Here is a 2,115-nt window from a genome sequence, read left to right on the forward strand (position 1 = left end):
CTCGCGCGGGGCTGTGTGGTTACCTGTGTTGTTTTGTACCCGTACTGTGGGGGCGCCGCGCCCCACCCCCGGCCGCCCCGCGCCGAGGCAGGCCGGTCGGGCACCTGGCTCGGGCTGGCCATCGCCGCGGGCATCACCGCGGTGCTGCCCGCGACCCTGCTCAGCGGAGTCGTCCCGATACATGGGGTCACCCTCGTGTCGATCGGCGGCATCCTCCTCGGCGGCACCATGACAGCGACCTCGCTGGCGGCGCGGCGCGGCTTGGACGCCCTCACCCAGCGCCGGGGCGAGGTCGAGGCCGCGTTGAGCTTGGGGTTCCCCGATCGGGCGGCCCACCTACTCGTCCTCGAGGACGCCGCTGTCGACGCGCTGATACCGGGTGTGGACCAGGCCCGCACGGTCGGGTTGGTCACTCTCCCTGGCGCTTTCATCGGCGTGCTGCTCACGAGCGGGTCAGCCGTTCAAGCCGGTGCCGTGCAGATCCTGGTCCTGATCGGGCTGATGCTTTCGCAGGCCGCCGCGGTCGCGGTGACGGTCGAACTGGTCGCGCGAAGACGTGTCCACCGTGCTCGACCACGCTGAGCTCGTGCTCAGCTGCCCGGAGCTGTGCGGAGGCTCTGCTAGCTGTAGCTAGCACCCCAGGGTGCGTGCCGAGCCACCAGACGTCGTCGTGTGTAGTCCAGAGCGGACTGTGCCCCGGCCGCATCGCGGTGCCGGATAAGAACGTGGCCGAAGGTTCCCGTCCACCGGGAGACGTTCTTGGGGGCCTGTCGAGTCGAACTTACTGTGACTCCGGCCACTGGAGCGTTTCAGTGTGGCCTGCACCATATTTACGAGGGAGTCTCTATGAATCTGATGAAGTCTCGCCTGTTTGCGATGATCGCAACGATCATCGCGGCGGTGGCGCTCATGGCGGTCGGAGCAGGTGGCGCGGCCGCAGCGCCGAAAACCGGTGAAATGTTCCTCACCTTTGTCCGCCACGGCGAATGGGCGGGCAATACTTCCGGTATGATCGACACTTCCGTCCCCGGACCCGGCCTGACCGAGAAGGGGCGGGTGCAGGCCGCTGCGGTAGCCGAGCTGCTCGACGATTGCAAGTTCGACGGCGTCTACGCGTCGACGATGGTTCGGACCCAACAGACGGCAGAGCCGACCTCGAAGCTGTGTGGTCATTCAACAGTCGTCGAAGCGGGACTGCACGAGATCGAGGCAGGCATCTACGAGGGCACGCCGGAGAAGGAAGCACGTGAGGGCTACTTGGCCGCACCGATCCAGTGGCTGCAGGGCAACCTCGATGCCCGGATCCCCGGCTCGCTCAACGGCCACGAGTTCAAGAAGCGCATGGACGACTCCATCCAGGACATCCAGGACCGCGGCAGCAAGCGTGCGGTGATCTTTTCCCATGGCGGTGCCATCATGTTCTGGGCACTCATGTCCGTCTCCAATCCTGACATGAGCAAGCTGCAGTCCGATCCGCTGCACAACACCGGCCGGGTGGTCGTGAAGGGCACCCCCGCGAAGGGCTGGAAGCTCGTCTCGTGGGACGGCCATGCCGTCGGCTGAACCCGCCATCTCGTCGTCCCCCGCGGTCTGCGTCGGCAGGTGAGTTGATGGGCCATTGACCGACGCGGTGCGAGGCGCCAGGGCATGGGCCGCTGCCGGCAGTGCTGGGCGGCCCATGTCGTGGCGATGACAGCGTGCGCCTGCGGCACCCGAAAGCTCATCCGTGGCGTGGCGGTCAAATGACCGAACCGAAGACCGCGCTGGTCGGCGTAATGCTGCTGGTTCGAACAGGCAGGGCTGATCGTCTGAGATGTTGACGGCACACTGATCCTCGCGGGCTTGCTCGCACTGGGTGACAAGGTCTAGTGGCCGGCGATGCTCGCGAAAACCGCAGGTGCGCAACCGGAGACCGTCGCCGCTGCGTAATACTCAGGCCGAATGGAGACCGCGTGGCGAAAACCGAGAAGCGCCCGGTAATACGTTGGGTTACGATTTTTGGGGGGGGGGGGTGGGGTGGAAACGCCCCGCGGGGTTAGTGGGTTGGGTCTTCAACATACGGGGGGCGGGCGGGGCGGGGGGGGGGGGGGCCCCCGCCGGGGGGGGGGGGGGGGG

At 67.0% G+C, this 2,115-nt stretch carries 2 protein-coding genes; both read left to right on the forward strand.

The genetic code is table 11. The annotated features are described in order from the left end of the window. A partial coding sequence (locus tag ACFWPJ_RS31235; RefSeq protein ID WP_378856870.1) for an ABC transporter permease occupies positions 1–582 on the forward strand: 582 nt, incomplete at its 5' end. Positions 583–846: 264 nt separating this feature from the next. Next, entirely contained in the window at positions 847–1,563 is a 717-nt protein-coding gene (locus tag ACFWPJ_RS31240) for a histidine phosphatase family protein (protein ID WP_378856872.1), read from the forward strand. Positions 1,564–2,115 lie beyond the last annotated feature (552 nt).

It is taken from the genome of Nocardia sp. NPDC058497 (genome assembly GCF_042720195.1).
Classification (GTDB): Bacteria; Actinomycetota; Actinomycetes; order Mycobacteriales; family Mycobacteriaceae; genus Nocardia.